Source organism: Marinobacter alkaliphilus (assembly GCF_055394375.1).
Genome location: NZ_AP043751.1, coordinates 127,840 through 153,769, shown reverse-complemented (window position 1 = coordinate 153,769; position 25,930 = coordinate 127,840). Strand labels below are relative to the sequence as shown.

Below are 25,930 nucleotides of genomic sequence, written 5' to 3'. Positions count from 1 at the left end.
AGTGTTGGGCGAAGCCGGTTACAGAATATACCGGCTCAGGTCCTCGTCTTCAGACAACTCGCCCAGCTTCTCATCGACGTACTCCGCAGTAATCTCGAAGCCATCCGTTACCTTGTCACCGGCATCGAACGACAGGCTTTCAAGCAAGCGTTCCAGCACCGTATGCAGGCGACGGGCACCGATGTTCTCGGTGGTTTCGTTCACCTTGAAAGCCACCTCTGCGATCCGCGCAATGGCATCTTCGCTGAAGTTGAGCTTCACGCCTTCGGTGCCCATCAGGGCTTCGTATTGCTGCACCAGGGAGGCGTCTGGTTCAGTCAGGATGCGTTTGAAGTCCTCCGGTGTCAGCGCCTGGAGTTCTACCCGGATCGGCAAACGCCCCTGCAGTTCCGGGATCAGGTCTGACGGCTTGGACAGGTGGAAGGCGCCGGAGGCGATAAACAGAATGTGATCGGTGCGCACCGCGCCATACTTGGTGCTGACGGTGCTGCCTTCAATCAACGGCAGCAAATCCCGCTGCACGCCCTCGCGGGAGACATCCGATGAGGTGTTCTCCGAGCGCTTGGCGACTTTGTCGATCTCATCAATGAACACAATGCCATTCTGCTCAACCGCATCAATGGCCTTGTGCTTGATCTCTTCCTCGTTCACCAGTTTGGCGGCTTCCTCGTCCTTGACCTGCTTCATGGCGTCCGCCACTTTCATCTTGCGGGTCTTACGCTTGTCAGATGACAGGTTGGAGAACATGCTCTGAAGCTGGTTGGTCATCTCCTCCATGCCAGGAGGAGCCATGATTTCAACACCGGCGCCGCCACTGCGAACGTCAATCTCGATTTCCTTGTCATCCAGCTCGCCTTCCCGCAGCTTTTTGCGGAACATCTGGCGAGTGGCGGAATCGTTACTGGCGCGCTGGCTGTCTTCGTTGAAATCCCGGGCTGGTGGCAGCAAGGCATCCAGAATACGGTCCTCGGCGGCATCCAGGGCACGGTTCTCGTGGCGTTTCATCTCCTTCTCGCGGAGCAGTTTCACCGCCATATCGGCCAGGTCCCGGATAATGGATTCCACATCCCGGCCCACATAGCCCACCTCGGTGAACTTGGTGGCTTCCACTTTCAGGAACGGCGCATCCGCCAACTTGGCCAGGCGCCGGGCGATCTCGGTTTTACCCACGCCGGTGGGGCCAATCATCAAAATGTTCTTGGGAGTGATTTCGTCACGCAGGCTGCTGTCCAGCTGCATGCGGCGCCAGCGGTTACGCAGGGCAATGGCTACGGCACGCTTGGCTTCATCCTGACCCACGATGTGTTTATTGAGCTCGTGGACAATCTCACGGGGAGTCATTGCAGACATGGTCGCTCCGGTCAGTCTTTGAAGGACAGCACTTCCAGAGTGCGGTTCTGATTGGTGTAAATGCATATATCACCGGCGATCTCGAGCGCCTTTTCGGCGATTTCGTGTGCACTCAGGTCGGTATTTTCAAGCAGCGCACGAGCCGAGGCCTGGGCAAACGGGCCACCGGAGCCAATGGCAATCAGCCCTTGTTCAGGCTCGATGACATCCCCGTTACCGGTAATGATCAGCGAGGCGGTTTTGTCGGCCACGGCCAGCAGGGCCTCCAGCTTTCGCAGAGCGCGATCGGTACGCCAGTCTTTGGCAAGCTCTACCGCAGCCCGGGTAAGATTACCCTGGTGCTTCTCCAACTGGGCTTCAAAACGTTCAAACAAAGTGAACGCATCGGCGGTACCGCCGGCAAAACCGGCAATCACCTGGCCGTTATAGAGCCTGCGAACCTTACGGGCATTGCCTTTCATGACGGTGTTGCCCAGAGAAACCTGGCCATCGCCGCCCATGGCGACTTCATCGTCCCGGCGGACGGAAACTATGGTAGTCATTTTGGCTCCAGTTGCCTGATGTAAAAGTGTCTTGGAGCTTTATGGAGGCTTCTGGCGGGAATTCAAGAGGGCCGGCTTGAGGTGGAGGCCAGCTTTCCTGAGCCCCGACAACTCCAACAGTCTAGCCTTCTTTCGGGATCTTCCGAACCAGCGGCTGAATATTAATAGAAACCAGCTTATCCACCGCCGCATTCATCTGGCTGCGAGACTCAAATGGCCCCACATTCACCCGATACCACACACTGCCACTTTCCAGATCAATGCGCTGAACCTGCGCTCGCAAACCCTGGAACGCGATCTGAGCCCGCTGCCGTTCGGCATCCGCCTGGCTGCGGAAAGAGCCGGACTGGACAATATAATTGAAGTCCTGCTGAGCAGGGTTGGGGGAGTACTCCTGAACCTTAGGGGGCACCACTTCTGATTCCGGCAACATATCGTAGAACCGGAAATTCTGCTCCCGTGGCCGGCTTGGCTCCTGCTTGGCGGTGCTGGGCGCGGGTGTTTTGGGCTGGGCAGACTGCTGTGCGGGTTGGCTCGGCCTGGCGGATTCCTGGCCCGTTGGTAGTGTGTTGAGGTACACGATAAAACCGACAAAACCACCTACCGCAGCCAGAGACAGAATCCATTTGAACGACAGCGCCCCGTGCTGGGAGTGCGATGGCGCACTCCGCTTAGCGGGGGAAGCTTTACGGGGCTTCGGCGCTGGCTTTCTGGACGAAGCCGCTCCTTTTCCCGCAGGCCGGTCTTTCTTGGCGTAGTCTCTGGCCATGGTCTTCTTACATCTCCTCTGGCGCACTAACGCCCAGCAAATCCAGGCCGTTGGCAATCACCTGGCGCACGGCCAGATAAAGGCTGACACGGGCATCCCGCAGGGCGGTATCTTCAATCAACACCTTGTGGGCGTTGTAATAGGTATGGAACTGGCCGGCCAGCTCACGCAGGTAATGGGTGAGGTGGTGCGGCTCCCGCTGGGTGGCGGAGTTGGCAATCAGCTCCGGATACTTGGCCAGCTGATTGGCCAGTTCCTTCTCTTCGTCCAGGGTTAACAGGCTGAGATCGCCAACACATTCGGTCATGCCCCGTTGTACGCCCTCTGCTGCGAGCTTACGCAGCACGCTGCAAATACGGGCATGGGCATACTGGATGTAATACACCGGGTTTTCATTGGTCTGGGAGCGGGCCAGGTCGATATCGAAGGTCAACTGGGAGTCGACACGGCGCGCGGCCAGGAAGAAACGGGTGGCATCGCGGCCGACTTCGTCGATCAGGTCCCGTACGGTGACGTAGCTGCCGGCCCGCTTGGAGATTTTCACTTCCTGGCCGGAGCGGGTCACCATCACCATCTGGTGCAGAACGTAGTCCGGCCAGCCCTGTGGGATGTCGGCTTTCAGTGCCTGCAGGCCGGCGCGCACGCGGGTCACGGTGGAGTGGTGGTCTGCACCCTGTTCGTTGATCACGGTGGTAAAGCCACGCTGCCACTTGTCCAGGTGATAGGCCACATCCGGCAGGAAGTAGGTGTAGCCGCCATCCTTTTTACGCATAACCCGGTCTTTGTCATCGCCAAACTCGGTGGTTTTCAGCCACATGGCGCCGTCTTGCTCGTAGGTGTAGCCGTTGGCCTTCAGGCGCTCAACGGTGGCCTCCACCTTGCCGTCCTCGTACAGGGAAGATTCCAGGAAATACACATCAAACTGAACGCCAAAGGCTTTCAGGTCCAGGTCCTGCTCCCGGCGCAGGTAGGCCACGGCAAAGTCGCGGATGGCGTCCTGGTCGTCCGGGTCGGCCTTGGCGGTCACTTCCCGGTCATCGGCAATCACCGTTTCGCCGGCCATATAGGCGTTGGCCACGTCGACAATATAGTCGCCCCGGTAGCCGTCTTCCGGCCAGCTTTCATGCTCCGGGGTCAGGCCTTTCACGCGGGACTGAACCGACCGCGCCAGATTGTTGATCTGGGCGCCGGCGTCGTTGTAATAAAACTCACGGGTAACGTCGTAACCGTTGGCTTCCAGCAGGCGACACAGGCAGTCGCCAATAGCGGCACCGCGGCCATGGCCCACGTGCAGGGGGCCGGTGGGGTTGGCCGACACAAACTCCACCTGAACCTTCTCACCTTTGCCCGAGTTGTTACGGCCAAACTGTTCCGCTTCGCCCAGGATGGTATTCACTATTCCGAACGCGCTGGCGGTGCTCATGAAAAAGTTGATAAAGCCCGGCCCGGCAATCTCCACCTTCTCCACCGCTGAACTCTCCGGCAACGCCGCCACCAGGGCCTCGGCCAGCTTTCGCGGCGGGCAGCCAGCCGCCTTGGCGGCCATCAGGGCAATGTTGCAAGCGTAATCGCCATGGGATTTGTCCTTGGTGTTGCCAACCTGGGGGGTAAAGGTCTGGTCAGCCGGCAGAGTGCCTTCAGACTGCAGGGCAGCCAGTGCGGACTGGAGAAGCTCGGATACGGTCTCTTTCATGCGTCAGATGACTCGGTTTTCAGGAGAATGGGTACAGGGCAGGGCGCCCATGAAATCAGAAGAGGCGTATTATCGCGGAAAGTTGGGGTGTAAGCAAAAAGCTGGCCTGTGTGAACTGATCAGCCGGTTTCCTGCGGATCTACATCAACCACCCATCGGGTACTGGAGGACAGTCTGGCTTGGTCCAGATATTGGCATAGCTGTGTCAGCACGCGATTGAGGTGGCCACGGCTATCGCTGCACAGAATCAGTTGGGCCCGGTGGCGGTCGGCTTTGCGGGCGATAACGGCAGGTAACGGGCCCCAGATTTCGATGCCGGGGCTTTGCGCCATGGGTTTCAGGGTGTCCAGAAGTTGCAGGCTGTTCTGCATGGTTTCGGCTTCGGCCCGTACGATCGCCATAGCACGGTAGGGTGGCAGTGCGCCGGTTTCTCGCTCGGCCAGGAGCTGGTCGGCGATCGCAGCGTAGTTACCCTGGCACAAGTTGGTGAGAAGCGGGTGGTCGCTGTGGCAGGTCTGGATCAGCACTTTTCCCGGTTTATCGCCCCGACCGGCGCGGCCACTGACTTGTAGCAGAGTCTGGATCATCTGTTCCGGTGCCCGGAAATCAACACTGAACAGGCCGCCGTCGGCGTTTACCACGCACACCAGGGTGACGTTGGGGAAGTCGTGGCCCTTGGCCAGCATCTGGGTGCCGACAAGAATGCAGGGCTCGCCGGTATTCACCCTTTTCAGGATGGCTTGGATACTGCCTTTGCGCTGGGTGCTGTCCCTGTCTACCCGCACGATGGGCGTGTCCGGAAATTGCTCGGCAAGGGTGTCTTCGGTGCGCTCGGTGCCCTGGCCAACGGGTTTGTAGTTTTCGCTCTGGCATTTTGGGCAGGTGTGGCTGGCAGCCATCTGGAAGTCACAGTGGTGGCAGCGCATGGCGTGGTCGCGGCGGTGGTAGGTCAGGCGGGTGTCGCAGCGTGGGCATTCTTCAAGGTGGCCGCAATCAAAGCACATCATCACAGGGGCAAACCCCCGTCTGTTGACGAAGACCAGCGCCTGCTCGCCCCTCGCAAGCGTTTCTTTGATCGAATTCAGGGTCGGGCGGGACAATCCCGCTTCAAGTGGCCGGCTTCGGATGTCCAGTAATTCAAGCTGGGGCGGCTTCGCGTTGCCGGCCCGTTCTTCCAGTCGAATCAGTTGGTATTTGCCCTGTTGCGCGTTATGCCAGGATTCCAGGGACGGTGTGGCCGAGCCGAGAATCACCGGGCACCGGTTCAGGTGAGCGCGGTAGACGGCAACATCCCGCCCGGAATACCGGAAACCTTCGCCCTGTTTGTAGGAGCTGTCGTGCTCCTCATCGACGATGATGGTGCGAAGGTGGCTAAAAGGAAGCAGTACTGCCGAGCGGGTGCCGATCAGGATCACCGGTTCGCCATTGCGGATTTTCAGCCAGGTGCTCAGGCGCTCACCGTCATTCAGGGCAGAGTGCCATACCTGAATGCGGTTGCCGAAGTAGCGGCGAAAGCGGGCGAGTGTTTGTGGTGTCAGGTTGATCTCGGGTACCAGTACCAGTGCCTGCTCGTTCGCGTTGAGGTGCTTTTTTAAATAATGAAGGTAAAGTTCGGTTTTACCGCTACCGGTTATTCCATAGAGCAGGGTGGCAGAGAATTCGTGTGTGTGCTCCGGCATCTGAGCTGACGCTGCCTGTTGGGCGGCGGACAGGGTCGGGGCCGGCAGGTCTTTGGTGGCCGGCGCAGTTATGGCTTTGGCGCCCTCGGTGATCAGATCTTTCTGTTGCAGATTGCGAATCTGGGCCCGGCTGAAGCCGGATTTCACCAGCGCGCTGGAGCTAATGCCGGGTGATTCCTTGATGGCATTGAACAGGGCGACTTGCCGATGTGCGTTGGCTGGTAAGACGGCCTCTGTTGCTGCCGGGTGCCAGCTTTCATCGGCTTTCTCCTGAGCGGGCCGACCCCGTCGCAAGGCTGGGGGGAGGGCGGTAAACAGGCATTCTCCCAGCGGATGCTGGTAATAATCGCTGGCCCAGGTGAGCAGGTTAAAGGTGTTGTCTGGCAGGGCTGGCCAGGCTTCCAGTGTGCCTTTGATAGCCTTCAGGTTGACGCCGGGCGGGGGCTCAACGCCAATCTCTACTACCAGGCCAGTCAAAGTCTGGCGCCCGAAAGGCACGGTAACCCGCTGGCCAGGTGCGAGCTCAAGGCTGTCGGGAATCAGGTAGTCAAACAGGCGCCTCAGGGGGCGGTTCAGGGCGATGCGGGCGATAGCTGGCCGTGTCACGGTATCTGCGTATCCTGATGGCGGGCCTTCTGGCGCCGGGCGTTGTGTTCTGGAGTCTTGTGAGGAGTCAAGATACTTGCCTGTGGCCGGGTTTGTCAGTAAGATTCGCGGTCTGTTTATGGCCGGGCATGATTGTGCACGGTCTTTCCAATTGATTCAAACATGCGGTGCCTGGCATGTAGGCCGTTTTCGGCGGGTGATCAGGTAGCGGCATGACCGACAGAGGTTCGCCATGAAAGAAGGTATTCACCCGAAGTACGAAGACATTACCGCCACCTGTTCATGCGGTAACGTGATCAAGACTCGCTCCACTGTAGGCCACGACCTGCAGCTGGACGTATGCTCCCAGTGCCACCCGTTCTACACTGGCAAGCAGAAGGTTATGGACACCGGCGGTCGTATTGATCGGTTCCAGAAGCGTTTCGGCAGCCGTATCGGCGGCAAGAAAGCCTGATCTGCACCGAAATGTTGCAAAAAAGCGCCTCAGGGCGCTTTTTTTTTGTCTGGACGTCGGTTTTTTCGATGTCTTATACGCAAAATGCACTATTGACTGGTCATAAAATATTCGGTTTTGGCTTGTCGTTTCGGGGCGGTCGCGCCATAATGTCGCGCTCCGTTGGGCGAGCCCCGGCGGTTAATACCTTTAAACGTGACAAACGGAACAGTGGCAATGTCTCAAGATCTGAAAGAAGCAGCCCTTGAATATCACGCCAAACCGCGGCCGGGTAAGCTGAGTGTTGAAATCACCAAGCCAACCCAAACTTCCCGCGACCTTTCCCTGGCGTACAGCCCCGGGGTTGCCGAACCGGTCCGCGAGATCGCGAAGGACCCCGAGAACGCATACAAGTACACGGCCAAGGGCAACCTGGTAGCTGTGATTTCTGATGGTACTGCGATCCTGGGTCTGGGTAATCTCGGCCCCCTGGCAAGCAAGCCGGTAATGGAAGGCAAGGGCGTACTGTTCAAGCGCTTTGCTGGTATTGACGTGTTCGATATCGAAGTCAATTCCGAAAGCCCGCAAGCGTTTATTGAAACTGTAGAGCGTATCGCGGATACCTTCGGTGGTATCAACCTCGAAGACATCAAGGCACCGGAGTGCTTCGAGATTGAGCGTGCGCTGATCGAAAAGTGCAACGTGCCCATCTTCCATGATGACCAGCACGGTACTGCCATCGTGACTGCAGCTGGCATGATCAATGCCCTTGAGCTGCAGGGTAAGAAAATTGAAGAGGCAAAGGTGGTTTGTCTGGGCGCCGGTGCGGCTGCCATTGCCTGCATGAAGTTGTTGATCAGCTGCGGTATTCGCTCTGAAAACATTTTCATGCTCGACCGCAAGGGTGTGATCCACTCTGGTCGTGACGATCTGAACCAGTACAAAGCGATGTTCGCCAACGAGACAGACAAGCGTACACTGGATGACGCCATTGACGGCGCCGACGTGTTCCTGGGTCTGTCTGGTCCGGACCTGTTGAGTGCTGAGCAGCTGGCGAAGATGGCTCCGAACCCGATCGTATTCGCGTGCTCCAACCCGGATCCGGAAATCAGTCCGGAAGTGGCTCTGGCTACCCGCGATGATCTGATCATGGCAACCGGCCGTTCGGACTATCCGAACCAGGTGAACAACGTTCTGGGCTTCCCGTTCATTTTCCGTGGCGCGCTGGACGTTCGTGCAACCGCCATCAACGAGGAAATGAAAGTGGCAGCGGTTCATGCTATTCGTGAACTGGCTAAAGAGCCCGTGCCCCAGGAAATCTGCGCCGCTTACGGTGTCGACAGCCTGGAGTTCGGTAAGGAATACATTATTCCCAAGCCGATGGACGTTCGTCTGCTTGACGTAGTGCCTGCTGCGGTTGCCCGTGCTGCCGTAGACTCTGGTGTGGCGCGCAATCCTTACCCGGCGCACTACCCGCTGAAGTCCATGGACGACATCATCTGATCCGGATGTAGTTGTTGGGCCTCAAAAAAAACCGGCGGAGATCCCGCCGGTTTTTTTGTGTCTGCCCATTGCTGGGCTCGGCTGCGCCGGATCAGAAAATCTGTCCGGGCAGGCTGTCAGAGTCGTTGGCGCCAGACCCGTTGCCGTTGGTGTCCTGTGATAGCGGCGCTGGGGCATCTTCCTCTTTGAAGATTTCAAACGTGCCATCTTCTCCAGGGCGCGCCCGTTCGCCGGTTCTGGGGTTAATGCGGATGTTCACAATCCCGTTGGGTCTTGCCATGGTAGATTCGGGTGCGCCTTGCATGGCGGTTTTCATGTAGTCAACCCAGATTGGCAGGGCTGTGCTTGCGCCAAATTCCCGTCGGCCGAGGGGGGATGGCTGGTCGAAGCCCACCCATACGGTTGTTGCCACGTCGTGATTGAAGCCGGCAAACCAGGTGTCTTTCTGTTCGTTTGTGGTGCCGGTTTTACCGGCCAGGTCTTTGCGGTTCAGCGCCAGTGCGCGGCGACCAGTGCCGCGACGGACCACGTCCTGAAGAATCGTGTGCATGATATAAACCGAGCGTTCGTCGGCCAGGCGTTTCATCACGCGTTTTTCCGCAGACTGCTGTGCGCTTGCCGGCAACAGAATGCCATCCGTTTCCGGTGTGTCGCTGTTGCTCTCTGTGAGCGGGTCTTCACTGGCGTTATCTGTCAGTTGCTGTTCGCAGTCGCTGTCGCAAAGTACGGTTTCAGGTGCCTCGTAGACAACGGTGCCATCCGGTTCCTGGATGGTTTTAATCAGATACGGTTCCACGTCATAACCGCCGTTGGCGATAACGGCGAAGCCGCGCGCCAGCGCCATTGGCGTGAGCTGGCCTGCCCCCAGGGAGAGAGACAAGTTGGCTGGCATGTTGGCGGTCGGGATCTTCAATTGATCCAGATAGTTCAGTGTTTGGCGAATGCCCAGATCTCTCAGCAGCCGGATTGAAACCAGGTTGCGCGAGCGATAGAGGCCTTCCCTGAGTGTCGTTGGGCCATAAAACTGGCCCGATGAATTCTGGGGGCGCCAGGCGCCTTCGAGTTCTGAGTCCTCAAATACGATGGGTGCATCATTGTAAATGGTTGCAGGTGTGCGGCCGTTCTCCAGGGCAGAGAGGTACAGGAAAGGCTTGAACGTAGAACCCGGCTGGCGGTTAGCCTGGGTTGCCCGGTTGTATTTGCTCTGGCTAAAGCTGTAGCCGCCGGCAAGGGCCTCAATGGCGCCGGTTTTTGCCGACAGAGAAATCACTGCGCCTTCCACTCTTGGGGCCTGAGAGAGCGCAACCTGCAGTTCAAGTCGAGGCTCGTTGCCGTCGGTTTCAGGGGTTTGCTCCTGAATTTGCGGCAGTTGCGTTACCTTCACATAGACCACGTCGCCGACATTAACGACATCGGATGGCTTCTCCGGGGTTGGTCCTGTCAGGTTCTCTGTGCGGTATCGCTTAGCCCAGGTCATGGTTTCGAAGTCCATTTTTCCCGGACCGAGGTGGCGGGTGTGAACCCTTGCTGCGCCCTCATCATCGTTGACTGAGGTGATCACTGCAGGGATGAGGCCTTCTACCCTCGGGTAGTTGAGTAGCTGATTGGACAGCTCTGCTGTAGACATACCGGCAATGTCAAACTGGCCGATGGGGCCCCGGAAGCCGTGACGCCGATCGTAGTTTTCAAGGCCGGTGCGAAGGGCTTCCGTTGCCGCTTGTTGTTTGGTTCCGTCAACGGTCAGCGTCACGCTGTAGCCATCATTGTAGGCAGCTTCACCAAAACGGCGAACCATCTCCGTTCGTGCCATCTCGGCGACGTAATCGGCATCTACCTCAGCTTCCCGCATGTTATAGGTGGCGGTGAGCGGGGCTTTGGTTGCTTCTGACCAGTCTTCCTGTGTGATGTAGCCGAGATCCCGCATTCTTCCAAGAATCCAGTTTCGGCGTATCAGTGCTCGCTCAGGGTTGGCCAGAGGGTTGTAGGCAGAAGGCGCCTTTGGCAGTCCGGCCAACATGGCCATCTGGGCAAGGGTGAGCTCGTCGACGGGTTTGTCGTAATAGACCTGGGCGGCGGCGGCGATGCCGTAGGCGCGGTTGCCCAGGTAGATCTTGTTCAGGTACAGCTCCAGGATCTTGTCTTTATCAAGTTCACGTTCGATCTGAAGAGCCAGAAGTATCTCGTTGAACTTACGAATAAAGGTGCGGTCGCGTGACAAAAAGTAATTTTTTGCAACCTGCATGGTGATAGTACTACCGCCGGACTGGATACTGCCGGTGGACACCAGTTCGATGGCAGCCCGCGTCAACCCTTTGATGTCGACTCCGAAATGGTCGTGGAATCGGGCGTCTTCCGCGGCCAGAAAGGCTTGTAACTGAATTGTAGGGATCTGTTCGATTGTGATCGGTGCCCTTCTCTTTTCGCCGAATTCTGCTATTAATCTGTTGTCTGCACTGTATACCCGAAGCGGCGTCTGAAGTTTTACGTCCAGCAGTTGGTGAACAGGAGGCAGGCTGGGCCGAAGGTATAAATAGAAGGCCGAGGCGATAATAATGGCGACACTCAGGCCGGTGAGCAGGAACCAGGCGAAAACACGAGATGTGCGCAGCAAATGAGACATTTTTTTCTGACAACAGTTGGATATAGGTCTATTATTTGAGAAATTGCTTTAGGAAGGTTGAGTTGCTTCACTGAATGCAAGATCTCTTGAATAACAAAGAGCCTGCATTGTAGACGGAAAACTTGAAGAATTCTCTTACATAAAAAACACATAAAGCGTCTCTGTCATGATTGCCGTATCAGGGATTGGTTCAGAGGCGCCTTAGCCGGGTGCATTAAACCAGGTATAGGGTGAGCGCGTGTTCGGATTGCTAGGAAAAAAATCCAGTGCAGTGCTGGGCGTGGATGTCAGCTCCAGCTCGGTCAAACTTCTGGAACTGTCAAGGCATGGCGACCGTTACAAGGTTGAAAGCTATGCGGTTGAGCCGTTGCCGGCCAACGCAGTTGTCGAGAAAAACATCACTGATGTAGAAGCGGTGGGTGAGGTGCTCAAGCGAGTGGCCTCTAAATCCCGTACCGGCGTTAAGCAGGTTGCCGTGGCTGTGTCAGGTTCTGCGGTTATCACCAAGGTCATCCAGATGGATGGCGGCCTCAACGAATTCGAGATGGAAGACCAGATCACCCTCGAGGCCGATCAGTATATCCCGTATCCGCTGGATGAAGTAGCCATCGATTTTGAGGTGCAGGGTCCGTCTGAGTCGAATCCGGACCAGGTCGACGTGCTGCTGGCTGCGTGCAGAAAAGAGAACGTGGATATCCGTGAGGACGCTCTCGAGATTGCCGGCCTGACCACCAAGATTGTCGATGTCGAGGCCTATGCACTGGAAAGGGCGTACAAACTGATCGAGCCCCAGTTGGAGTCCCAGGGCGAAGAGCTGGTGGTTGCCATCGTCGATATCGGCGCAACCATGACCACGCTGAGTGTGCTGGCTGAGGGTAAGACAGTTTATACCCGTGAGCAGATTTTCGGGGGCAAGCAGCTTACCGAGGAAATTCAGCGCCGCTACGGCTTATCACTTGAAGAAGCCGGTCTCGCGAAGAAACAGGGCGGGCTTCCGGACGACTATGAGCCGGAGGTCCTTACCCCCTTCCGTGAAGCGGTTGTGCAGCAAGTTGCACGGGCTCTCCAGTTCTTCTTTGGTGCCAGCCAGTACAACGCCGTTGATTACGTCGTTCTTGCAGGCGGTACGGCATCCATTCAGGGCCTGACCGAGATGGTGGAGGAGAAGACCGGTACGCCAACCCTGGTTGCGAATCCATTCGCCGACATGGCCGTGGGTTCCAGAGTGAATGCATCAGCCCTGAGCAATGATGCTCCATCGTTGATGATTGCCTGCGGCCTGGCAATGAGGAGTTTCGACTGATGGCAAAGATTAACCTCAGACCATGGCGTGAGGAACTGCGAGCTGAGAAGCAGAAGCAGTTCGTGGTCATGATCCTTGGCGCAACTATTGTGGCGGCTGGTCTGGCATTCCTCTGGAAGTCGGATATGGACAGCCGGATTGCTTATCAGCAATCCCGAAACGCCTATATTGAAACCGCGACAAAACAGCTTGATCAGCAGATCAGGGAAATCGAGAACCTCAAGCGCCAGCGCGATGAATTGCTGGCGAGAATGCAGGTAATCCAGGATCTGCAGGGTACTCGCCCGGTCATCGTTCGGGTGTTTGATGAGTTGGTTCGCACCTTGCCTGATGGCCTCTTCTACACCGATCTGAAGCGGACGGGAGAACGCATCGAAATCGTGGGTATGGCGGAGTCGAACAGCCGCATATCCAACCTGATGCGTCAGTTTGATGACTCTGACTGGTTCACCAATCCCAACCTTACCAATGTGGCTGCAGCCGACGCTCGTCGTGCAGGTTACAGCCAGTTCAACCTGTCTGTTCAGCAGCAGACACCAGAGCCCGAAGGGGAGGATAATTAATGAGCCTCGCGGACTCACTCAAGAGCTTGAACGAATTTGATATCAACGACCTCGATATCAACAACGCAGGTATCTGGCCTGCACCGATAAAAGCAATTGTTGCTCTGATTATCTTTGGCCTGATTCTTGGCGGCGGATACTGGTTCTTTATCAAGGATCAATATGCCCAGCTGGACAGGGTCGAGCGCACCGAGCAGGAGCTCAAGCAACAATATGAGCGTAAGGCCTATCAGGTGGCCAACCTTGACGTGTTCAAGGCTCAAATGGCCGAGATGGAAGAGACGTTTGGCGCGTTGGTACGCCAGTTGCCCAGTGAGACTGAGGTGCCGGGCTTGTTGGAGGATATCACCAATACCGCATTGGGTAGTGGTCTGTCTCTGCAGCAAGTGGCGCTACAGCCTGAGCAGCGGCGGGATTTTTACTCGGAGCTGCCGATCAATATCCGGGTATCCGGTGCGTATCACGAACTTGCGACGTTTGTTAGCAGTGTGGCAAGTCTCCCTCGGATTGTGACATTGCACGATTTAACCATAAAACCAATTGGCGGAGATGGTGAGCGGCTTGATATGCAAGTTGTTGCACGTACCTACCGCTACCGGGCTGGAGAGTGAGCATGACAGGAAAGCATGCGGGAAAAGCCTGGCTGGGTGTGTGTCTGGCGTCTTTGCTGACGGCTTGTTCCCAGGGCAACGGTTTCTCGGATCTGGACAAGTTCATGGCCGATACCCGGGCCAAGCCCCGGGGGCACGTGGAGCCCCTGCCAGAATTCAAGGCCTACGAGGCGTTCAGTTATTCAGCGGCAGATCGCCGGGCCCCCTTTGAGCCGCCCGTCGACGTTCAGTTGACCATGGTGGACGAGCAGCCGATCAGTGATGTCGAGCCGGACCTGGACCGGCCGAGAGAGGTTCTTGAGAACTTCGATCTCAAATCTCTGACCATGGTTGGTACGCTTCAGGGTGTCGGCGGCGGATTGTTTGCACTGATTCGTGATGGCAGCGGCGGCATCCACCGGGTGCGAAGCGGAAATTATATGGGTCAGAACTACGGCCGAATTGTCGGTATCAGTGAAACCCGCATTGAATTGATTGAAATCGTTCCAAATGGCCGGGGTGGCTGGGTCGAGCGCCCGCGTTCCCTGTCTTTGGATGAAGGATAAGGCCGGGAGCGATAAAGGATGAATGAAAAAAACATGCACGAACAAAATGGTTTAAGGTCGAGGCTAGGAGTCTGCGCGGCAGAAGTGTTTTGAGCAAGTGCCTCCGCCGCGCCGAATCACGGTTGTGCCCGAGAGTATAGGCGCAGTATCCAACCGGATAGAGTCACGATTTTCTGTCTAGGCAATCAAGACGGTTATAGGCAAGTTCACAACCGTAGCCCGACCACTCAGCACGGCCCAGCACGCCGCCTCAGATCGCCTATGTCAGCCTCATCAGCGAACTCATCCGCCTGAGGTTAAGCGACAGGCAGACCAGATCCCATTCGCCTTGCACGGCATTAAGCCCCCTCAGGCTGAACTGCCGGAAGCCCAGAATATGCTTGATCCAGCCATTAACCGCCTCAACCAGATACTTGCGCCGGGCGTAAACCGATCGCCCCGTCGCGGTGGCCAGCTTCTCGGCCATCCGTGACGTGGCGGGATAACCGCTCGCGTCTATCTCTGCGCTCTTTTTCCCTTCCCGACGCAGCGAGACATAACCGTCGATCCTTTTGTCCTCCAGGGACTGTAAGTCGTCTTCTTTACGGTAACCGGCATCGGCCAGGCATTGTTGCGGATAGGTTTTCAGGATGTCTTTCACGTCATCCAGTAGCGGTATCAGGCGACCCTGATCACTGGCATTGCTGCCCAGATGATTAGCGACAATCAGTTGGAATTCACCATCCACGGCCAACTGGCCGTTGTAGCATTGCTGGAACCCATCCGCCGTTTTCATAATCCGGCTTTGCGGGTCGGTAAAGTTGCTTTGATCTTTGTCGTCCGGCACCCCGTAATCTCGCTTGAAGTTCCGGCCACCGCGGGGTGGGCGGCGATCATCGTCCGGGTGCCGGCCTTTGGCTGTATCCCGCGCTTTCTGATCCGCTTCCAATTTCTCCTTGGCAGCGCGGATCTTGTCCAGTCGCGCCTGTCGGTACTGCAACTCCTCAGGTAGCTCATCACCCCGCTGATCCGGGCCGAACTGCCGATCTTCCGACTCATCCGTTCGACGGGCCTGACGACATAGCCCATCGATCTCTTTCGATAAACGATCTTCTTCCTCGCCCATGCGGCCATAGCTCATGGCCTTGTGCTTACTGGCATTAGCCCGAATCTTTGTGCCATCAATCGCCAGTGTTCCCAGCGTGATCAGCTCCGCCTCCCGGGCAATCCGTACGACTTGAATGAAGATGGCCTTGAAGGCGACCAGATGGTGTTTGCGGAAATCACAGATCGTGCGGTGCTTGGGAAAATTACCCGCAGCCAGAACCCGAAAGGCGACGTCTTCCTCCAACTTCCGGGCAATCTTGCGTGAGGAGAATACGCCGGTGGCGTAGGCGTAAATAAGAACCTTCAGCATCATCCGCGGATCGAACGGCGAGTTACGCCGACCGTTGCCTTCGTAGCGGGCGTAAAACGCACTCAAATCCAGCTCCTCGACAACATCACTGACAAAATAGGCCAGGTGGCCATCAGGCAGCCACTCGTTCAGGCTTGGGGGAAGGAGCAATTCCTGGTCGGGCGAGTACGGGCGGAAAGTGGTTCCCATCAGACGTCCTGTTGCCGAAAAATTTTCGGTTTATTATGCCAGAAACGAGCTTCTGCCGCGCAGACTCCTAGCGATGTTCAAAAAACTCAATGTCTGCGTGGGCGTGATCGCCATCGGGTTATGGAGCAGCCTGGCCAGCGCGGTCACGCTGGAAGACGTGTCGTTTTCGTCGCTGCCGGGAGAACGCCTGGAAGTGACCATGAAATTCGATGGGCCACCGCCCGAGCCTACCGGGTACACGATTGAGCGCCCGGCGCGCATCGCTGTGGACCTCAAGGACACCACCAGTGGGCTTAACCAGCGGAGTATTCCGCTTGGGTCCGGCAATGCGCAAAGCGTGACCGTGGTGGAAACCAAAGATCGCACGCGGCTGATCTTCAATCTGGTGGAATTGACTCCCCACGAGACAGTTCGTCAAAACAATTCGCTGGTCATGACTATTGGCGGCGCCAGTGGCGCTACGCCCACTGGGGCAGCTTCCCAGCAGCGCCAGTCAGGATCGACGGCCGCTGCCTCCTCCAATGCCCTTGCAGGCGTGGACTTCCGCCGGAGCAAGGAAGGCGAGGGGCGCGTGATCGTTGATCTTGGAAGTGCCTCTGCGGCGGTGAATCTGTCTGAGCAGGCTGGTCGCATCCGGCTGACCATGCCGGGACTGGATGTCCCTTCAGATCTTCGTCGTCGTCTTGATGTTACAGACTTTGCCACTCCTGTTACCCGGATCGATACATTCGTTGAGGAAGGCAACGCGGTGGTTGAGATTCGCCCGGAAGGCAATTATGACTATATTGCCTATCAGTCAGGTCGCGAGTTTACCGTTAGCGTTGAGAAACTTTCTGAAGAAGAGGCCGAGACCCGTCGCGAAGAGAAATTCCCGTACACCGGCGACAAGCTGTCCTTGAACTTCCAGGACATCGAAGTACGTTCGGTTCTCCAGTTGATTGCCGACTTTACCGGCCTGAACCTGGTGGCCAGTGACACCGTTGGCGGCAGCATTACCCTGCGGTTGCAGAATGTACCCTGGGATCAGGCGCTTGACCTTATCCTTAAAACTAAAGGTCTGGATAAGCGTCAGATTGGTAACGTTCTTTTGGTGGCCCCTGCGGAGGAAATCGCAGCGCGAGAGAGGCTTGAGCTGGAGACAAACAAGCAAATTGCTGAGCTTGCCCCCGTGCGTCTGGACATCATTCAGGTGAACTATGCGAAGGCTGGAGATATCGTGGCACTGATTCGTGCAGACGAAGAGCTTATTTCCTCCAGGGGTTTTGTTTCCTCGGATGTTCGCACCAACACGATCAGTGTGCGTGAGACGCAGCAAAAGCTGGAAGAGATTCGCCGATTGGTTGGCACTTGGGATGTGCCAGTTCGCCAGGTATCGATCGAAGCTAGAATCGTACGCGCTCAGAATAACGTTTCCGAAGAGCTCGGTGTGCGTTGGGGCGCGCAAGGCCGTGCTACTGCCGATGGTGGTTCCGATAACATAATTATCGGTGGTTCTCAGGGGGGGCTGGCAGGTATCTCTCCGAGTGGTCCGTTGAGTCTGCCATCCGATCTCAATGTTGATTTGGGTGTTACTCGCGCTGGTTCCTCTTCTGTCGCGCTGGGGTATATTGGCACCGACTTCCTCCTGGATCTTGAGTTGTCAGCATTTGAAACAGACGGTCGTGCAGAGGTGGTTTCGCAGCCGAGGGTTGTCACCGCAGATCGTCAGAGTGCTTCGATCAAATCTGGTGAAGAAATCCCTTACCAGGAAGCAACTTCCAGTGGTGCAACCAATGTTGAGTTCAAGGAAGCGGTTCTATCTCTGGAAGTAACCCCCCAGATCACTCCGGATGACAAAATCATCATGGATTTGGTGGTAAACCAGGATTCCCGAGGCGAGGTAACGGCCGGTATCCCCTCTATAAATACCAATTCCGTGACCACTCAGGTTCTGGTAGCGAACGGGGAGACAGTTGTGCTAGGCGGTATCTTCCAGTCTGAGGTGGCCACCCAAACCACGAAGACTCCGTTCCTGGGCGATATTCCTTACCTAGGTCGCCTTTTCAAACGCACTGAGCACATTGACGAGCGAAGCGAGTTGTTGATCTTTGTAACTCCGAAGATCATCAAAAACGACCTGATTCAGTAATCGCTCCGCACATAAAAAGCCGCCGCTAACCCCGGCGGCTTTTTTCTTTGTATCGGCCTCCGGCTTATGGAATGTCTTGCCCTGTGCTATTCTCACGCGCTTGAACCCTGTTGAGCGGAAATTATGTCTTTGCCCGAACGTGTTGTCCTGGTCGGCCCTATGGGAGCCGGAAAAAGTACGATTGGCCGTATGCTCGCCAAAGAGCTGGGTTATCGTTTTCTTGATTCAGACCGGATAATCGAAGAGCGGTGCGGAGCCAATATTCCCTGGATATTCGATGTCGAGGGAGAAGACGGATTCCGGCAGCGCGAAACCGCCATGCTGGATGAGCTTTCAGAAACGCAGGGAACGGTATTGGCGACCGGAGGTGGTGCGGTCATGCGCCCGGAAAACCATGCATTGTTGCGGAAAAATGCAGTGGTGATCTATCTCAAAACGTCGATTGAGCAGCAGGTAGAGCGCACCCGAAAAGATCGAAATCGCCCCCTGCTTCAGAACGATGACCCCGAGGGTGTGTTGAGAAGGCTGTTCGCAGTCCGGGACCCGCTATACACCAAGCTCGCTGATATCGTGATGTTCACCGATCGCAAGAGTCCACGATTGGTGGTGCGCCAGCTGGTGAATCGAATCAATCCCAAAACCCCAAGACACAAACGGCAGAGACGTAAAGAAGGTCGTCAACATGTACCAGGTACTCAAAGAGCTTAAAGTAGAGCTGGGTGACCGCAGCTATCCCATCGTTATTGGTCAGGGGTTGCTGGGGGCTTATGATCTGACACCCTGGGTGTCCGGCAGTCAGGTGATGATTGTCACCAACGAGACGGTTGCACCTTTATACCTTGAGCGCGCGAAGGCTTGCTTCCCAGGAAAATCGGTTGATGTGGTCACGCTTCCGGATGGCGAGAAGTTCAAGGATTGGCAGACCCTTAACCTGATTTTCGACCGGCTGCTGGAGCGCCGGCACTCCAGAAAAACAACGCTTGCTGCCCTGGGCGGCGGCGTCATCGGGGATGTGGCGGGGTTTGCAGCGGCCTGCTATCAGCGGGGCGTACCATTTATCCAGATGCCCACAACCCTGCTTTCCCAGGTGGATTCATCCGTTGGTGGTAAAACCGGAATCAATCATCCATTGGGCAAGAACATGGTTGGCGCTTTTCATCAGCCGAACATCGTCCTGATTGATACCGATTCCCTGACCACACTTCCCCCCAGGGAGGTGTCGGCTGGGCTTGCGGAAGTTATCAAGTACGGCCTGATTCGTGACGTGCCTTTTCTGGAGTGGCTGGAAGCTAACATGGATGCGTTGGTCCGGCTGGAGCCCGAAGCAGTAGGAGAGGCCATTTTTCGTTCCTGCCAGTGCAAGGCAGACGTTGTGGCCTTCGATGAGAGGGAAGGGGGCTTGCGGGCCATCCTGAATCTTGGCCATACCTTTGGTCATGCGATCGAAACCTACGCGGGTTACGGCAACTGGCTCCACGGCGAGGCGGTTGGAACCGGGATGATGATGGCATCTGACTTGTCTTTGAGAGAAGGTATGATCAGTGCCGACGATCATAAGAGAGCGTTGGCCTTGATTCGCCGGGCTGGGCTACCGGAGCGGGCCCCCAAAGGCATGACGCCCGATGATTTCATGTCTCTGATGGCCGTTGATAAGAAGAATGTGGATGGCAAGCTCCGGCTGGTGTTGATGCGGGCCTTGGGGGATGCTTTTGTAACCGCTGACGCCCAGCCGGACAACCTCAGAAAGACCTTATTGGAATTTATCGATTAAGCGTCGTATCACGCAGTGATTGAGCAACGGGCAGGGATGAGTTGTGACCCAGGATAACCTGAACGCGATAGACAGTGGCGGATTGTTTCCCCGCCTCCAGCAACGCTACGGCTTGCGCGATAATCCGCTGGACATGGAGACGCCGTTCTTCCCGGACGCCATGCGCCACCATGCACTGGAGTCACTGCGTCATCTCTGCGGTTTCGGGGATATGGCGCTGCTGGTAACGGGTGCGCCAGGTGCTGGCAAAACGCGGATACTCACGGAGTTGGTTCGCAGCGAATCATCCCGGCTCGATTTTCATCGTATCCCCACGGCAGCTCTGACGAGTGCCCAGGCATTGGCCAGGGATCTCCGTAAAATCGCCCGTTCAGGTGTACCGGCGGACTCGGAGCCTCGAGAGCTGGTTTACCAATTTTTCCGGTGGTCCCAGGCGCGTGCTCAACGTGGGCAGCGGCTGGTGTTGATTCTGGATGATGCCGATCGGGTAGCTCCGGAGTTATTGAATCTTTTACTCTCCGGATTTCTTGCGGCTGACCGGTCGCTGGCCGCTGCTTTGGTGTTCTCTGGTGCCGAAGGTTTGCAGGATCAGTTTCGGGCGGAAGATCTTGCCGTTCACATCCACCATATCAGCCTTCCCCCGTTAAGCCGAGACGAGATTTTCGCCTTCCTTGAGCCCCGGGTTCACCGCGCTGGTGGCCGAAAGGAAGAGTTGCTTTCTTCATCACGGCTAAAGCAGCTTCATGCTTTGAGTCAGGGCAGTTTCGGCCGACTGAAACGCGTTGCACCAGGTATCTGGCTCGACATGGTTGCGCCACAAAGCCGAGCCGCAGCCCGTAGCTGGCCACCCCTTGCTTCAATGCGTTGGCCCGCCTTGGCACTGGTGATATTGCTGGTGTCATGGTGGTTCGTGGCGCGGCAATACGATGACTCGGTCGCTGGTTCTGCGGGTATGGAGACCCCGAGAGAGACTGTTCGAAGGAGCATTACCGTCGGGCCTGAGGCAGGGCGAGGGGCGGGTGAAACACTTCCCGTTGATGCACTGCCGTCGCCGGAGTTGGCACGCCAGCAGGAACCGGAAAACCCCGCGTTGACGGACCTGGATGCGGTGACCGAAGCTGAGCCAGAGCCAGAGCCAGAGCCAGAGCCAGAGCCAGAGCCAGAGCCAGAGCCAGAGCCAGAGCCAGAGCCAGAGCCAGAGCCAGAACCAGAACCAGAGCCAGAGCCAGAGCCAGAACCAGAACCAGAACCAGCCTTCGCTCCGGCAAGACCGGAGAACTTTGTGGCTTTGGCGCAACTGAAACAACGTAAAGGTTGGACGCTTCAGCTCGTGGCTGGTAATCAGGAGCGTACGATTCTGAGCGTTATTGATCGCCAGCCAGATAACCCTCAGTTGAGCTATACCGTCGGAGAGCGCCAGGGGCAGCCTTGGTTTATGCTGGTGTATGGCCAGTATCCCAGCCTCGAATCCGCCCGGGAGGCAGCCGGACAATTGCCCGCCGCGCTCGGGATATCTGAGCCTTGGGTGCGATCCTTCGAAAGTTACTAGGTGCACCGTTATGGTGCATTTCCGTCCTGTTCTAGCGGTAAAACAGCGAAAAAAATTGTATACGTAGTTTCACGTGTGTAAAATCGCTTCCCCTTTTTTTCGGTGTCAGTACGTTTTGCGCACTAATTTGGTGCGCTTCGGGCTGGCGAGAAAGCATTTACACGCGAGAGAACGCTTATGACAACAGGCTTGTATCATCCCGATGAGTTCAGGGACAACTGTGGTTTTGGCCTGATTGCCCACATGAAGGGCGAGGCGAGCCATAAGCTGTTGCAAACGGCCATCGAGTCATTGACTTGCATGACCCACCGTGGAGGCATCGCAGCCGATGGCAAAACCGGTGATGGTTGTGGGCTTCTTATTCAAAGTCCCAAGGCCTTCCTCTACAAAGCTGCTCAGGCGGCGTTCGGGAAAAAACCTGGAGACTTATTTGCAGTCGGCCAGGTTTTTTTAGCCCGGGACGAAAGCCAGGCGGCCGCCGGTCGTGCTGCGGTTGAGAAAAACCTCGTCGATCAGGGGTTGGAAATCATGGGCTGGCGAGAAGTGCCCGTGGACGACAGTTGCCTGGGGCCAATGGCGCTGGATTGTCTGCCCAGGATTGAACAGGTTTTTGTTGAGCCGGGCGGAAAAACCGAGCAGGAATTTGCCGTTGCGCTGTTTGTTGGTCGCCGCCATGCTGAGCGGGAGATGGCGGACGACTCTGAGTTTTATATCTGCAGCTTGTCGCATCGCACCCTTGCATACAAAGGCCTGATGATGCCGGCGGATCTCGCCAACTTTTATAAGGATCTGGGTGATCCGGATCTGCAAACCGCCATCTGTGTGTTCCACCAGCGGTTCTCCACCAACACCATGCCCAAGTGGCCGCTGGCCCAGCCGTTCCGGTTCCTGGCCCACAACGGTGAGATCAACACCATCGACGGCAACCGTAACTGGGCGATTGCACGCGCGGCCAAGTTCAGCTCACCGGACCTGCCAGATCTGCAAACCCTGCAGCCGCTGGTTAATCTGACTGGCTCGGATTCCTCCAGCATGGATAACATGCTGGAGATATTGCTGGCCGGTGGAGTTGACCTTTTCCGTGCCGTTCGGATGATGATCCCACCGGCCTGGCAGAATGTAGACACCATGGATTCCCAGTTGCGGGCGTTCTATGAATACAACTCCATGCATATGGAGCCCTGGGATGGCCCTGCCGGCCTGGTTATGTCTGATGGTCGTTACGCCCTGTGTATGCTCGACCGTAACGGCTTGCGCCCGGCTCGCTGGGTCATCACCAAGGACGACTTTATCACCCTGGCGTCGGAAGTGGGCACCTACGGCTACTCGCCCGACGATGTGGTTGCCAAGGGCCGCGTGGGGCCTGGGCAGATGCTGGCCATCGATACCGAGTCAGGGGAGGTGTTGCACACAGCGGATATCGATCAGCGCCTGAAAACCGCGCAGCCTTATAAGCGCTGGTTGAAAGACAACGCCCTGCGGGTAGAAACCACGCTGAACCAGGCCACCCCTGAGTTCAAACTGATGGAGCCGGACGAACTTCTGGTTCATCAGAAGATGTTCAATATCTCCTTTGAAGAGCGCGACCAGGTGTTGCGTCCGCTGGCTGAAAGCGCGCAAGAAGCTGTGGGCTCCATGGGTGACGATACGCCGATGGCCGTGCTGTCCAGCAAGGTGCGGCATGCGGCGGATTATTTCCGCCAGAAGTTTGCCCAGGTCACCAACCCGCCTATCGACCCGCTGCGCGAAACCATCGTGATGTCGCTGGAAACCTGCTTGGGTGCGGAGCAAAACGTCTTTGAGGAGACCCCGGAACACGCCAACCGGATTATTCTGACAACCCCGGTGTTGTCGCCGGCCAAGTTCCTCAAGCTCAGCAATAACGATCGCCCGGGCTTTGAAGTGGCCAGAATTGCCATGAGCTACCGCCCGGAGGAAGGCCTTCAGGAGGCGGTTCGCCGGATGTGCGATGAGGCTGAAAAGTCGGTCCGCGACGGTAAGGTACTGCTGATTCTAAGCGACAAGGACCTGGTGGAAGGCGAGTTGCCTGTCAACGCCATGATGGTGACCGGTGCTGTGCACCACCACCTGGTTGAGCGGGGTCTGCGCTGCGATTCCAACATCATTGTGGAAACCGGCTGGGCCCGGGATCCCCATCACTTCGCCGTACTGTTCGGCTTTGGTGCCACTGCGGTTTATCCGTACCTGGCCTATCAGGTCCTTAACGATCTGATCCGGACCGGCGAGTTGCTGATGGATCCGATTGAAGCCAAGAACAACTACCGTAAGGGCATCAACAAAGGCTTGCTGAAGATCCTGTCGAAGATGGGGATCTCCACCATCACCTCCTACCGCGGTGCCCAGCTGTTTGAAGCCATCGGTCTGGCCGATAACGTTGTGGATCTCTGCTTCAAGGGTGTGCCCAGCCGTATTCAAGGCGCGGACTTCTTCGACTTCCAGCAGGATCAGGAGCAGCTCGCAGCCGTTGCCTGGAAGCCCCGTAAGCCGCTGTCTCAAGGTGGCTTGCTCAAGTACGTTCACGGTCAGGAATATCACGCTTTTAACCCGGACGTGGTTGCCAAGCTCCAGGATGCGGTTATCAGTGGTGATTACGGCCATTACCAGGAATACGCTGGCTTGGTGAACGAGCGCCCGGTGGCCACTCTGCGTGACCTCCTGGTATTCAAGAAAGATCTCAAGCCGATTGATATCTCCGAGGTTGAGCCGGTTGAGAATATCTTCCCCCGGTTTGATTCGGCGGCCATGTCGTTGGGCGCTTTGTCTCCCGAGGCCCACGAGGCGCTGGCAGTAGCCATGAATACTCTGGGTGGCCGTTCTAACTCTGGTGAGGGTGGTGAAGACCCTGCCCGCCATGGCACCAATCGCCGTTCGAAGATCAAGCAGGTTGCCTCTGGCCGATTCGGTGTAACCGCAGAATACCTGCGAAGCGCCGATGTCATGCAGATTAAAGTCGCCCAGGGTGCCAAGCCCGGTGAGGGTGGCCAGTTGCCTGGTGGCAAGGTGAATGATCTGATCGCTCGCCTGCGTTATTCCGTGCCGGGTGTGACCCTGATTTCGCCACCACCGCACCACGATATCTATTCTATCGAGGATCTGGCGCAGCTGATTTTCGATCTGAAGCAGGTGAACCCGGAAGCCCTGGTGTCGGTGAAGCTGGTGTCCGAACCTGGAGTGGGTACTATCGCCGCCGGTGTGGCAAAGGCCTATGCCGACCTGATTACTGTATCTGGTTACGATGGCGGTACTGCGGCCAGCCCGCTGACATCGATTCGCTATGCCGGCTCGCCGTGGGAGCTGGGTCTGACCGAAACCCAGCAGGCGCTGAGAGCAAATGACCTGCGGGGCAAGATTCGCCTGCAGACTGACGGTGGTATCAAGACTGGCTTGGATGTTGTTAAAGCAGCCATTCTGGGCGCCGAAAGCTTCGGCTTCGGCACTACGCCAATGGTGGCCCTGGGTTGTAAATACCTGCGTATCTGTCACCTGAATAACTGTGCCACCGGTGTTGCTACCCAGAACGATTACCTGCGGGAAGAGCACTTCAAGGGCACTGTTGAGATGGCCATGAACTTCTTCCGTTTTGTCGCGGAAGAAACCCGCGAGTGGATGGCCAAGCTGGGTGTTCGCAGTCTTGAGGAACTGGTTGGCCGTGTCGATCTGCTTGAGCGCCTGCCGGGCAATACCGAGCGCCAGAAAAAGCTGGACCTGACGCGTCTGCTGCAGAATGACCACATCCCGGCGGACAAGCCCCAGACTTGTCAGGTTGAGCGCAACCATCCGTTCGACGAAGGCCGCCTGGCGGAGCAGATGGTGAAAGACACCGCTGCAGCTATCGCAGAGAAGTCCGGCGGCGCCTGGAGCTACAAGGTTACCAACTGCGATCGCTCCATTGGTGCGCGGCTGTCTGGCGAAATTGCAGCGCAGTACGGTAACCAGGGAATGGTGGATGCACCGATCACTCTGGATCTTACCGGGACCGCAGGCCAGAGCTTTGGTGTGTGGAACGTGGGTGGTCTGAACCTGATTCTTGAAGGCGATGCCAACGACTATGTGGGCAAGGGTATGACTGGCGGCAAGCTGGTTGTTAAACCGCCCCGTGGCAGCGACTTCAAAACCCAGGAAACATCCATCGTGGGTAATACCTGCCTGTACGGCGCGACAGGGGGCAAGCTGTTTGCCGCTGGCACAGCCGGTGAACGCTTTGCCGTTCGTAACTCTGGTGCCCATGCGGTTGTAGAAGGGGCCGGGGACCACTGTTGTGAATACATGACCGGCGGCCTGGTGACCGTTCTCGGTTCCACCGGATATAACTTCGGTGCCGGCATGACCGGCGGCTTCGCCTATGTGCTGGATCTGGACAACACCTTCGTGGACAAGTACAACCATGAACTGGTTGAGATCCAGCGCATTTCGCGGGAAGACATGGAAGCCTACCGGAACCACCTGCGTGGTGTGATCCGGGAGCATATTTCCGAAACCGGAAGCGCCTGGGCGGAGCACCTACTTGAAGATTTCGACGATTACATCGGCCGCTTCTGGCTGGTGAAGCCAAAGGCTGCGAACCTGCGCAGCCTGCTGGCCAGCACCCGTGCCCGCCCGGAATAAGGCTGGGCAACGCAAAGGTTGATGGGCTGCGCCAACGGGCGCAGCCCCCGTCGA

18 protein-coding genes are annotated in these 25,930 nt (G+C 56.9%); 11 read left to right on the top strand and 7 right to left on the bottom strand.

What is annotated here, in order from left to right:
- Positions 1–18: 18 nt before the first annotated feature.
- From hslU to ACZ5Q2_RS00685, 5 genes are all read right to left on the bottom strand, one after another.
- Positions 19–1,350, bottom strand: a complete 1,332-nt coding sequence (hslU, locus tag ACZ5Q2_RS00705) for an HslU--HslV peptidase ATPase subunit (RefSeq protein ID WP_061332394.1) — start codon at positions 1,348–1,350, stop codon at positions 19–21.
- Positions 1,351–1,361: 11 nt separating this feature from the next.
- The gene (gene hslV / locus ACZ5Q2_RS00700) at positions 1,362–1,892 is read right to left on the bottom strand and encodes an ATP-dependent protease subunit HslV (protein ID WP_058090075.1); all 531 of its coding nucleotides are present in this window, start codon (positions 1,890–1,892) and stop codon (positions 1,362–1,364) included.
- A 121-nt stretch (positions 1,893–2,013) separates the two neighbouring features.
- Positions 2,014–2,661, bottom strand: coding sequence for an SPOR domain-containing protein (locus tag ACZ5Q2_RS00695; protein WP_061332393.1), 648 nt, complete (start codon positions 2,659–2,661; stop codon positions 2,014–2,016).
- 7 nt (positions 2,662–2,668) lie between these two features.
- Positions 2,669–4,354 (bottom strand): arginine--tRNA ligase, encoded by a 1,686-nt coding sequence (gene argS / locus ACZ5Q2_RS00690; protein WP_061332392.1) that lies wholly within the window; start codon positions 4,352–4,354, stop codon positions 2,669–2,671.
- Between the two features lie 119 nt (positions 4,355–4,473).
- On the bottom strand, positions 4,474–6,639 hold the full coding sequence (locus tag ACZ5Q2_RS00685; protein WP_061332391.1) for a primosomal protein N': 2,166 nt from the start codon (positions 6,637–6,639) through the stop codon (positions 4,474–4,476).
- Between the two features lie 232 nt (positions 6,640–6,871).
- Between ACZ5Q2_RS00685 and rpmE the strand changes: the two genes are divergently transcribed.
- Positions 6,872–7,093: a 50S ribosomal protein L31 gene (gene rpmE / locus ACZ5Q2_RS00680; RefSeq protein ID WP_061332390.1), complete on the top strand. Its 222-nt coding sequence runs from the start codon at positions 6,872–6,874 to the stop codon at positions 7,091–7,093.
- A gap of 216 nt (positions 7,094–7,309) precedes the next feature.
- Positions 7,310–8,575, top strand: coding sequence for a malic enzyme-like NAD(P)-binding protein (locus ACZ5Q2_RS00675; protein WP_061332389.1), 1,266 nt, complete (start codon positions 7,310–7,312; stop codon positions 8,573–8,575).
- 91 nt (positions 8,576–8,666) lie between these two features.
- Here the strand turns inward: ACZ5Q2_RS00675 and ACZ5Q2_RS00670 are convergent, their stop codons facing one another.
- Positions 8,667–11,195 carry a penicillin-binding protein 1A gene (locus ACZ5Q2_RS00670; protein WP_061332388.1) on the bottom strand — a complete coding sequence of 843 codons (2,529 nt, stop codon included), beginning with the start codon at positions 11,193–11,195 and terminating at the stop codon, positions 8,667–8,669.
- Positions 11,196–11,433: 238 nt separating this feature from the next.
- Between ACZ5Q2_RS00670 and ACZ5Q2_RS00665 the strand changes: the two genes are divergently transcribed.
- Genes ACZ5Q2_RS00665 through ACZ5Q2_RS00650 form a run of 4 tightly spaced genes read left to right on the top strand, consistent with a single transcriptional unit; the run spans position 11,434 to position 14,217 of the window.
- Positions 11,434–12,498: a pilus assembly protein PilM gene (locus ACZ5Q2_RS00665; protein ID WP_061332387.1), complete on the top strand. Its 1,065-nt coding sequence runs from the start codon at positions 11,434–11,436 to the stop codon at positions 12,496–12,498.
- Positions 12,498–13,061: a PilN domain-containing protein gene (locus ACZ5Q2_RS00660; RefSeq protein WP_061332386.1), complete on the top strand. Its 564-nt coding sequence runs from the start codon at positions 12,498–12,500 to the stop codon at positions 13,059–13,061. Before ACZ5Q2_RS00665 ends, ACZ5Q2_RS00660 begins: the two co-directional genes overlap by 1 nt.
- Positions 13,061–13,672, top strand: a complete 612-nt coding sequence (locus ACZ5Q2_RS00655) for a type IV pilus inner membrane component PilO (protein WP_061332385.1) — start codon at positions 13,061–13,063, stop codon at positions 13,670–13,672. Before ACZ5Q2_RS00660 ends, ACZ5Q2_RS00655 begins: the two co-directional genes overlap by 1 nt.
- A gap of 2 nt (positions 13,673–13,674) precedes the next feature.
- The gene (locus ACZ5Q2_RS00650; RefSeq protein ID WP_061332384.1) at positions 13,675–14,217 is read left to right on the top strand and encodes a pilus assembly protein PilP; all 543 of its coding nucleotides are present in this window, start codon (positions 13,675–13,677) and stop codon (positions 14,215–14,217) included.
- 259 nt (positions 14,218–14,476) lie between these two features.
- Here ACZ5Q2_RS00650 and ACZ5Q2_RS00645 read toward each other — a convergent pair whose 3' ends face one another.
- Positions 14,477–15,802 (bottom strand): IS1182 family transposase, encoded by a 1,326-nt coding sequence (locus ACZ5Q2_RS00645; protein WP_230716015.1) that lies wholly within the window; start codon positions 15,800–15,802, stop codon positions 14,477–14,479.
- Positions 15,803–15,875: 73 nt separating this feature from the next.
- Here ACZ5Q2_RS00645 and pilQ point away from each other — a divergent pair, with 73 nt between their 5' ends.
- The 5 genes from pilQ (at position 15,876) to gltB (ending at position 25,876) form a co-directional block, all read left to right on the top strand.
- Positions 15,876–17,930 (top strand): type IV pilus secretin PilQ, encoded by a 2,055-nt coding sequence (pilQ, locus tag ACZ5Q2_RS00640; RefSeq protein ID WP_227510178.1) that lies wholly within the window; start codon positions 15,876–15,878, stop codon positions 17,928–17,930.
- A gap of 123 nt (positions 17,931–18,053) precedes the next feature.
- Positions 18,054–18,638, top strand: coding sequence for a shikimate kinase AroK (gene aroK / locus ACZ5Q2_RS00635; protein ID WP_058090087.1), 585 nt, complete (start codon positions 18,054–18,056; stop codon positions 18,636–18,638).
- Positions 18,613–19,701, top strand: a complete 1,089-nt coding sequence (gene aroB / locus ACZ5Q2_RS00630; RefSeq protein ID WP_058090088.1) for a 3-dehydroquinate synthase — start codon at positions 18,613–18,615, stop codon at positions 19,699–19,701. Before aroK ends, aroB begins: the two co-directional genes overlap by 26 nt.
- Before the next feature lie 43 nt (positions 19,702–19,744).
- Complete coding sequence (locus ACZ5Q2_RS00625; protein WP_432210538.1) at positions 19,745–21,250, top strand: AAA family ATPase; 1,506 nt, start codon at positions 19,745–19,747, stop codon at positions 21,248–21,250.
- 177 nt (positions 21,251–21,427) lie between these two features.
- Positions 21,428–25,876, top strand: a complete 4,449-nt coding sequence (gene gltB, locus ACZ5Q2_RS00620) for a glutamate synthase large subunit (RefSeq protein ID WP_058091269.1) — start codon at positions 21,428–21,430, stop codon at positions 25,874–25,876.
- Positions 25,877–25,930 lie beyond the last annotated feature (54 nt).